This window comes from Segatella copri, assembly GCF_003465495.1.
In the GTDB taxonomy this organism is placed as follows: domain Bacteria; phylum Bacteroidota; class Bacteroidia; order Bacteroidales; family Bacteroidaceae; genus Prevotella; species Prevotella copri_G.
In genome coordinates this window covers 23,251-32,879 of record NZ_QSAV01000043.1, presented here as the reverse complement: position 1 = coordinate 32,879, position 9,629 = coordinate 23,251, and the positions used below count along the sequence as shown (strand labels likewise).

Sequence of the window (9,629 nt, the reverse complement as noted above, 5' to 3'; positions counted from 1 at the left end):
TTTTTTGAATTATGCAAGGTATAAACGCGGAGCCGCTTACTATTTTATGATACTTCTATGATACTTTTTTGTAAAGATATCAGGAAGTCTCATTTTCGCATATCGTTATATACCAACGTCTTACAAAGATATTTCCACCAAATAATGAGACTTTGAGACTTTTTTCTCAAAAAAACTTATTGCGCAAGAAAAAAAATCTGCGCCATCTGCGTCATCTGCGTGAGATTCTTAAGTCACGCAGATTTCGCAAATGGCGCAGATTTCCTTTTATTGCACTTCCAGATAATCAAACGAAACGTTCGGAAGACCGGAGAGGATTATCTGATAGGTACCGGCATTGATCTGAGAATCGGTAGTGGTACCGATGGTCTTGAACTTGTTCGGCGTTTTAGGGAAGGTCATGTCTCTATCCAGCAGGACGATGCCCTTGCTGTCCACTATCTTCAACCTGCCTACCTGCTGCTCACCGGTGGTGTTCTTATAGCGGAAACGCAACATGTATTCGCGGGCCACACCGGGATTGATGGTCCAGGTTGAGGTCTTGCTCTTATAGCGCACAGCCGGGAACACTTCGTTGTCCTGAGGCAACAGTTCCTTCGGATATTTCTCTACCACATCCTTATCCAGGTCAGCCCAGTAAGTCTTGCTCATTCCGCTCGCAGGCTTGCTGCCCTTGAAGGCGGTATTCCACTTCTCAGCATCTCCTATCTCTCCCTTGGCAGCAATGGCGATGGCAGAGATGATAGCCTCTCCCACCTTAACTTCCGGGAAAGAAATGGTCAGCAGACCGCCCTTTACCTTGACATCTACCACCTTCTTGCAGGCTCCCGCAAAGCCAGCCTCAGCCCAAAGATCGAGGTCATCTACTACCACGGAATCGTTGATAGCTACATCAAAGATGCGCTCGCCTTCACAATCGATACCGGTGCCCTCATGCTTGCCCAGCCAAGGCTCGGCAAAATAGAGTTCTACGCGATATTCTCCATCCGGAACAGCAAACTGATAATTCAGCGCATGACGGCCCCAACGGAAATACTGGAAGAGCTTTGCATCAGGAGCCGCAGCATGCTGAGAGGCTGCAGACGATGATTTCAAACCATGAATGCGGGAAGTGATATGTCCCTGACTCGCCGTAAACGGATTCATGCCGAAACGCTCTGCCCAGGAATGAGAATAGACGCTGTCGTCCTGCTCCCACTCGCTGCCATAACTGTCTGTAACGGCATCACCGCCGCAGTTCACTCTATACAGATAGGTATAACCCTCGGCTGGTTTCAGAAGATCTCTGTTGCGGTCGGCAGCTGTAGGCGTAAGCGTATCAGGCTGCACCTTCGTATAATGATTGCGATACCAGTAGAAGCCTTCGGTAGGCTGTTCCCAAGGCGTGAGAAGTCCCTTGTAATTGAACGGTCCCACCTTGTCGATGCGTCGGTAAGCCTCATCTGGCTGCACTCTGCCTGGGTTCTCATGCGATACGAAGAGCCACTGGAAATGGCCGCAGACGCTGTCCTTGGCGCTTTCTGCCAGCATCGCCTTCTTGCTGAGAAGAGATACAAAGGCATCTACGGTATAGGCTTTTGACAGGGCCTTCGCATCACCGGCATGCAGTTTCTCTGCATCGGAACTGCGGAAACCGAGCGTGCGCCAGGCACCATATTCACCATTCAGCAACTGGTTAGGCTGTTTCAATTCCTGATCATATTTATCGGCTGTTCCGCCGTAGGTTCCGCTCCAGTTCTGAATCACATTCCAGTCGCTTCCCTCTCCTCCATTACAGGTGGTGATGGCGCGCATGGTCTGGGCGGTAGGGTCCATCTCCCGGATAATGGCAGCACACTCCTCGGTGAAATCCTTCGGCATCACACTCTCGTTCTGAATGCCCCAGAGAATGACGCTAGGCGAATTGCGGCGCTCCTTAATCCAGCGGCGCAGCAGACGCTTGAAGTTCTTGCGGAAGGCGGATGTATCATACCAGACATGTGCCGAGAACTGACTCCAGAACAGCATGCCCTGCTCATCCAGCAACTGCTGGTAATAGAGATTATGTGGCTGATGAGCCTCACGGAAGGCATTGAAACCTGCCTGGCGCATCATCTTGACACGGGAAGCTATCTGCTCGTGAGAGAAGGCATGACTCTGACCGAAGAGATGCTCGTAATCGCAGGTTCCGTTGATGAAAACCGGACTGCCGTTGAGATAGAATCTGCCGTCTTTCTTATCCATCTGGGCTGAATCGCCACGGAGCGCAGCCTGTTTCTGTCGGAGTACCGGCCAGGAGATGGAGCGGATGCCGAAAGGGGTAGCCACATCATCGATGGTCTTGCCCTCTCGTTTGATGATGCTGGAAAGGGTATAGAGATAAGGATCCGTGATGCCCCACAGATGGGCATCGCTGACCTTTGCCTGATGACGGACCACCTGGGTCTCGCCTGCCTTCAGGGTAATCTTTCCGGTCTGGCGGAAAGCGGTCTTTCCGCTGCTCAGCGCCAGTTTGCTGATTACCTCGATGGTCTGCTCATGGTCGGAATAGTTCTTCACCTCGGTATCCACGAAGACGCTGTCGCATGCCTCGTTGTTCCAAACGTGTACTCCGAAAGGTTCCACCCTCACCGCATCAGTTTCGATGAGCGATACCGGACGGAAGATGCCGAAAGGCTGACTGCCCTCCGAGAATCCCCATTCTGATGAACAGCCGCCACAAGGCCAAGGATTATTGGTCTGCATGGCAGGATGTTCTACCTTGATATTCAATGTATTATCGCCCTCACGGAGCGCATCCGAGATATCGAGCATAAAGCTGGTTCTGCCTACCAATTCCTTCGGATAACTCTTGCGGTTCACCTTGACCGTAGCAAAGGTTCCCACACCTTCCAACTGCAGGAAATAGCGTTTTCCGGTCTGTTTATGAACGGAGAAATGCTTCTCGTAGGTGGCGGTACCATGCAGGTTGCCGTGCTTCAGCTGGCGGTAACCGTAATAATCGTCCAGATTGTTGGGCACATTCACCCGGAAGGTTCCCATCTTCTTCGTGATACTATCTTCCGAAGTCTTGCCGAAGCTTACCTGCCAGTCCTGATTCAGACTCATAATCTGTCGCTTTCCCTTCTTTTCTAGTGTCGGGAAAGAAACCTGCGAACGCCCCATCGGCACGCTGGTAGCCACGGCAATGCCTCGCTGTCCGGCATGGTTCACGGCACAATAGAAATGGTAAACCACACCCTGATGCTTCAGCACATAACTCTTATGGGCGAACATATCATCATAAGGTTTGGAAGGATAAATCAGGTCGGCTCCCTCCCAGTCCTGCCAGTTCACCAGGTCCCGGCTCACGGCAAAGGTATTGTAGGCATTGTATTTTCTCTTCGGATTAAAGGCAGAGAAATAGAACATGACATAATAATGCGGGAACTTCACGATCTGTGCATCTCCCGTAATGATGCCCGGAGCCTCATGAAAGAAGACCGGATTGCCTGTCTTCCGCTTGGCTGTGCGGAGAGGCAGACGGCGCCAGGAAGTCATGTTGCTGGAGAGGGCGATACCGATGCGTTCTGCCTTCAACTGGTTGGCAGGGTTGATGCCAGCGGCATTATAGAACATGACGAAAGGTTTGCCCAGCGTCTTGTTCCTATCCCAGTAGACGGTACTTTTATAATGGGTGAGTTTCTCCCACCACTGTGCACTCTTGTCGTTGATAGAGAGAACAGGCGCAGGGGATGTTTCCCAAGGATGAGCCTGGGTGATATCGCCTTTGGTAGAAGCCATACCCATATTGAGAGGCTTGCGGACGGACTCATAGCCCGTACCTTCTCCACCGAAATAGCTCATCCAGTGGCGACCTTTGTATTTTGCCATCTCATAGGATCCGTTCCAGGTCCAGTCTATCAGCGCCGGATATCCTGCACGCTGGTTCATATCCCATCCCTTGTCGGCATAGCAGAGCAGGCGGCCCAGTGTTTTCCATTGCAGCAGGTCATCGCTGGTAGCGAGCCATGTTTCATACCCTCTTCCATCCGTTCCGTCCTTGCCGTTGTATACCACATAGGTCATAAACCACCTGTTTCCTTCGCGATACACCATCGGACAGTCTATCTTGTGGTAGTTGTCCTCAGGTGCAACCACCATACCATATTTATAAGGTGTCTTTACCTCGTCGTATATCTTCTGCATCACGTTCTGGCTGATTTTCTGTGCAAAAGCGGTGATGCTGCCAAAGACAAGAAGAGATAAGAGTACCAGTCTTTTTCTTTCGATCTTCATATTTTTATTTTAGTACATATTAATTTTAAATCTTACAAATACAAAGACGTTTGGAGATAGTTTTTGTAACTAATTACATAAAGTTTATGCTATTTAGAATTATTAACCATAAAAAGTAGGAGATAAACACCTATTATTAGCATTCACCTCCTACTCGAGTATATATTAGTTAAATCTAAAAAAAATTAATAACCAGGATTCTGGTATTCAGCGCCATTATTAATACCATTTGTAAAGGTTGTTGAAATTGGACGAAGAGCATACTCTGGTTTGAAATACCTAGCCAAGTCTGGATGTGTAGCCTGTAGATATGAATTGTCCTTGAACATTCCTGTGCGCTTCAAATCATAGAAGCGGCAGTATTCACCACATAACTCACGACCACGTTCATCCAATACTGTACGAACAGAAGCTGAACCAGTGAGAGGGGTAGCCCCTGCACGTTGGCGAACCTTATTAATATAGCCCATAGCGTTAGCCCCGCCATTTAGATAGATATCAGCCTCTGCTGCAATGAGGTAAATCTCAGCCATGCGTATAATGAATGTAGCATTCAAATTTCCATTACGTTTTTTGCTGGCATTAGCAACATAATAGTTGCTGCTATTATGCTTGTTAAGAGATGGATAGAAGTAGCGGAACATGTTTTCACCTGCGCCACGCTCGGTTATCACATTCTTATTTGCATCATCATATACATCCTTATAATCTACTATTAAGTAGTTGGCTGTAACTTTCTTACTTACTTCCGCTGCATAATCTGCATCCTGAGGCATCACGATTTTGATGGCCAAGTCGCCTGTATTGAGCTTCTTGCCAACAATGGCATCTTCCTTACCAAAGTTGTTCTTTGAACTTTCGTCCCACTCATAATTCCTATTTGCGTTCCACTGAGTAGTGAAAGACTTGTGGAAACGTGGGTCTAGTGTTCCATCCTGCTGTACATATAGATTGAGCAAATACTGAGTTGGCATGAAGATACCTGCCTGACTGCCTTCCCATGTTAGACGGCTAGTCTGATTGTCTTCACGAGCACCAAACTTATTGATATTACAGAGGAACTTCTCATCGTTACGATTCAATTTGAAGTTACCATTACTAGAACCATGTCCATCGCTGCCAGCATACCAGCGATGCTTCCATAGAGCCTCCTTATTTTCTTTATTATTTTTCTCAGCAAAAACCTCCTCATACGTAGGATACATGTAAGCACCATATGTAGAGCCACCCGACTCACAGTCAGTTATCAGCTTTTTAGCTGCATCAAGCGCCTCAGGTATATACTCATCCGTAGCATACTCTTTGGTCTGCAGACAAACTTTTGCCAACATTCCAAGTGCAGCTTTTTTGGTAGGCTGTGTAGTAGTTGCGTCATTGCCTTTATCCAGCCATTCCACAGCAAACTCCAAGTCAGGAATGATAATTTCCTTATAAATCGTTAGAGGTTCTGTACGGGTAGGAGCAAAATTCATAGAGCTAGCCGGTTCTGTAATCATGGTAACCCCACCAAACTGCTCTACAGCATTGAAATAATAGATAGCACGCAAGAATCTAGCTTCTGCAACTTTGACATTTCTTTCAGCCTCAGTTTTAAAAGGGGCTTTATTTGCCAAACTGATAGCCATATTGCAACTGCCAATACCATCATAGAGAGAGTTCCAGATACCATTTGTATAGGTGGTGTTAGGTGCTGCACCTGCGAAGAACCAAAAATACTGAGTATAGGAAGTATTCTGATTTCCTTGGTAAGTCCAGAGGTCTGTATCACCTTCTGTCAATTCCATGAAACCATCCGTACCATACAAGAAACGTTCCATACCAAAATAGCACTGATTAAGCAAAGTCTGGTATGACTCAACCGAGTTCGCTGCCATGTTCTCCATGGTAAAACCACCAGGGTTTTCTTCTTCCAAAGAGCACGAAGCTAAAGACATCGCACCAGCAGCGAGGGCTGCAGAGAACAATATATTCTTAAAATTCATCTTTTTCATTTTTCTTAATTGTTTAGAATGTGATATTTATACCAAAAACAAACTGCTTGTAAGTTGGGAAAGTATCCGAGCCACCCATTTCAGGATCTGTACCTTTCAACTTACTGTCCATAGCAAAAATCCAAGGATTATAGGCAGTAAAATAGAAACGGCACTTCTCCATAAGTGCATGCTTAGAGATGCTCTTGGGAAGTGTATAACCCAATGTGATGTTCTTTATCTTGATGAAAGAACCATCATATACATTGATGGCTGTATTGCCAATCGTTTGGTCATCACCACTACCAGGGCGTGGATAATAAGCACCTTGGTTTTCTTCTGTCCAATAGTCTATACCTGAAATTTGATTTGTACCAATTCCAGACTTTGCTGTATATGAACCGAGCATTTTGCTATAGATAGTCTGACCGAAGCGTCCCATTGCATAGATAGTCAAGTCGAAGTCCTTATAGACGAAAGTATTGTTAAGACCAATAATCCAGTTAGGATTCTCATGTCCCAATACCTGACGGTCATCCTGGCTGTACTTATGCACACCTCCGTCACCATTGCCATTTTCGTCAAATTTCTCAATCGTCTCAACCTTTACCCATCCAGGTTTCACGCCATACTTATCAAGTTCTTCCTGTGAAGCATCAGTACCCCAGATACCAGCATACTTGTAATCGTATATAGCATGAATAGGTTTACCCACGAAAAGATTCTCTGAAATCAAGTCACCATTAGGTAAGCTCTCGATCTTTTCCTTGCTCCAAGTTCCTGTCAATGTGGTATTCCATTTAAAGTCCTTGGTAACGATATTACGGCTGTTGATGGTGAACTCCACACCCTTGTTGCTAGTCTTGGCAATATTTTCCCAGCTAGCCAAAGGAGAGCCCCAACCTGTGCTGCCACTTGTTATAGGCATAGTACGCTTGAAGAGCAAACCACGTGTTTTAGTGGTGAAGAAATCCAAACTGCCATCAAGACGTCCTTTGAGTACAGCCATATCTATACCGAAGTTCCAATTATAAGATTTTTCCCATCCCAAAGAAGGACTACCATAGGTACCGGTATATTGAGTGAACGGCACTATGTTGCCATTTATAGTGATGCCGGCAGAAGTGTATTTATAGGCATTTGTTTGTGTTGAATAAGCACCTACGCCACCTGAATTACCTGTAATACCTGCACCCACTCTGAGTTTCAAGTTGTCAAGCCACTTTTCTGAGCTTTTCATGAAACTTTCATCTGACACGCGCCAAGCTAATGCTCCTGCAGGGAATGAATCCCATTTCTTGCCTGGAGAGAAGAATGACACACCGTCCCAGCGATTTGAGAAAGTGAAGAGGTACTTACCTTTATAGGAATAATTAAATCGCAAGGCGTATGACATTTTTTGGGTGGTTGTCAGTCCTGACTCTACACGTTGGCTATTAGCTGCCAACAAACGCCAATACTTCCATATGTCCAAATCCTGGCCACTACCATCTGCATTGGTATATTCATTAGAATTCTTCTGCCAAGAAGTAACGCCTGTAACACCAATGTTATGGTCATTAGCAATGCTGAAGTTGTATGAAAGAATATTCTCCCATGTATAACTATAACTGTCTGAGTTCTGTATCTGTGCGTGTGGCGAACCTGCATATGTAGGTCTGTTGGCATGACACAAATTGCCCCAATAAGTACCTTGGCGGCCATGACCTAACGAACCGTTAAGTTGAGTACGGTAAGACAAACCCTTGAAAGGAGTAATCTCTGCATAACCAATTGCATTGATATAAGTATAACGGTTATTATTGTCATACTGATTCTTGATATAATCGCCCATAGGAGAGTATTGGTTATTGATATACTCAGAGTTATACTCACCAAATTCATCAAAGACATCACCAAGAGGAAAAGCCCTCAATGCTCCTGTGAATGTCTTGTTGTCGCCGCGGTTACGGATGCTATAGTTGAGATTGGTCGACACACCAGCCTTAAACCAGTCAAATACCTTTTGATCGATGTTCAAACGTACAGAATATTTGTTGAGTTTCTCATTAGACAGTAATCCCTGGTCACGGTTATACACCAATGAAGCGTAAACATTTGTCTTGTCAGTTCCACCCTGGATGGAAAGTGAATATTTTTGAGTAGTAGCTTTATTATCCATAGCCTGATCTACCCAGTCTATCCATTTTCCTGCATTATAAGCATCTACATAATCCTGGTTACCACCGAAGAGGTCTGAAACGCTCGCTGGAGCTACGCCATTTTTATATTTATACGCCTCTGTATAATAATTAACCCATTCATCACCAGTCATGCCACTCTTGTACTCAGGAGAACCACTCCAACCATAGTAAGCGTCAAAATTAACCCTTGTCTTAGAACTCTTCGCTCCACGCTTGGTTGTTATAATGATGACACCATTGGCACCTGCTGAACCATAGATAGCGGTAGATGAAGCATCCTTCAATACATCGATGCTCTCTATATCGTTAGGGCTTATGTCATCATAGCTTCCAGGCAGTCCGTCGATAATAAACAAAGGACTGTTATCGCCATAGATAGAACGAGAACCGCGAAGCAAAATATTTACTCCGCCACCAACCTGACCACTGGATTTTGTAATATCAAGACCTGCGATTTTACCTTGCAAAGCCTCCATTACGTTGGAAGTAGGAGCCGCTACAACTTCTTCATTCTTTACGGATACTACAGAACCTGTCAAGTCACGTTTTTTCTGTGTACCGTAACCTACAACAACCAACTCCTCAAGACCTATAGCATCAGGCTCCATCTTGATTCCCATATTTTGCTTGGCAGAAATAGTAAAAGTTTTATAACCTGTGTAACTGATTTCCAAGACTGTACCAACAGGTACATTTACAGAAAACTTGCCATCCAGGTCAGTAATGGCACCGACACCACTACCTTTCTTTTTGATGGTTACACCAATCATCGGCTCGCCAAGCTCATCAACAATAGTACCATTGATGGAGTTTGACTGCTGCACTACAGAAAGAGGTGTTTGAATTCCTCCTTGAATTTTACTTGCCATCATAGTTGTTGGAGTCAACAGGATAGTCGAAACCAACATTACCTTAGAGGTAATTCCTGAGATAGCGTTAGGATTTTTCAATTTCTTCATAATTGAGTCTTTTAGGTTTGTTTTTATATTTTAATCTAACTTCATAAATAGTCTGTTCCCAATCATCTGTGCCGTGATGTTTGTATACTACAAACAAATAAGATTATCATAAAGACGAAAAGAATCCAAATATTGTAATCACCTTCATTGAGATTTCTATACGTTATATACACATGTTTCTTGCTCTATTGCCCAGTGTTTCAAGATGATCGCATAGCGTGCTAAAGTTGTTTGATCAACTAATGAACACTAACTATTCG

3 protein-coding genes are annotated in these 9,629 nt (G+C 45.1%); all 3 read right to left on the bottom strand.

Annotation, left to right across the window (positions count from 1 at the left end; all coding sequences use genetic code 11):
- Positions 1-267: 267 nt before the first annotated feature.
- The 3 genes from DWV53_RS11970 to DWV53_RS11960 all read right to left on the bottom strand — a co-directional run bounded on the left by DWV53_RS11970 (position 268) and on the right by DWV53_RS11960 (position 9,282).
- Entirely contained in the window at positions 268-4,257 is a 3,990-nt protein-coding gene (locus DWV53_RS11970) for a malectin domain-containing carbohydrate-binding protein (RefSeq protein ID WP_118154186.1), read from the bottom strand.
- A 185-nt stretch (positions 4,258-4,442) separates the two neighbouring features.
- Positions 4,443-6,248 (bottom strand): RagB/SusD family nutrient uptake outer membrane protein, encoded by a 1,806-nt coding sequence (locus DWV53_RS11965; RefSeq protein WP_118154183.1) that lies wholly within the window; start codon positions 6,246-6,248, stop codon positions 4,443-4,445.
- A 13-nt stretch (positions 6,249-6,261) separates the two neighbouring features.
- Positions 6,262-9,282, bottom strand: a complete 3,021-nt coding sequence (locus DWV53_RS11960; RefSeq protein WP_367379683.1) for a SusC/RagA family TonB-linked outer membrane protein — start codon at positions 9,280-9,282, stop codon at positions 6,262-6,264.
- Positions 9,283-9,629: the final 347 nt, after the last annotated feature.